Here is a 431-nt window from a genome sequence, read left to right as displayed (position 1 = left end):
GGCCCGGACCAGCGGGGCCAGTTCGGGATTTTTCGCGGCCTCGTCGAGGGCGTTGCGCAGGGCTGTGTCGTTGGTCGGCCGTGCTTCTTCGAGGAGTTTCAGGCCTGCTTCGGTGACGTCGGTGTAGATGCCGCGGCGGTCGGTGGGGCAGAGGTAGCGGGAGAGCAGGCCGCGGTCTTCGAGGCGGGTGACGAGGCGGGTGGTGGCGCTGTGGCTGAGGACGACGGCGTCGGCGACCTGCTTCATCTGCAGATGCCCGCCTTCGCCGTCGTGCTGGCGCCTGAGCACGTCGAGCAGGGAGTACTCCCGCACGCTCAGGTCGTGCCCGCTTTGCAGGGCGCGCTCGATGTGCGCCTCGATCCTCCCGTGCAGCAGGGAGAGGGCGCACCAGCCCTGGGCGAGGGCGGTGAGCGCGGGGTCCGTGGCGGTCA

The 431-nt window shown here is 70.5% G+C and carries 1 protein-coding gene; it reads right to left on the bottom strand.

Annotated features, from left to right (window positions below):
• Positions 1-431 (bottom strand): MarR family winged helix-turn-helix transcriptional regulator (locus tag ADL12_RS24750; protein WP_062705276.1); only part of this gene is annotated, 431 nt, incomplete at both ends.

It is taken from the genome of Streptomyces regalis (genome assembly GCF_001509475.1).
GTDB classification, from domain to species: domain Bacteria; phylum Actinomycetota; class Actinomycetes; order Streptomycetales; family Streptomycetaceae; genus Streptomyces; species Streptomyces regalis.
This window is presented reverse-complemented; position numbering and strand designations above follow the sequence as displayed.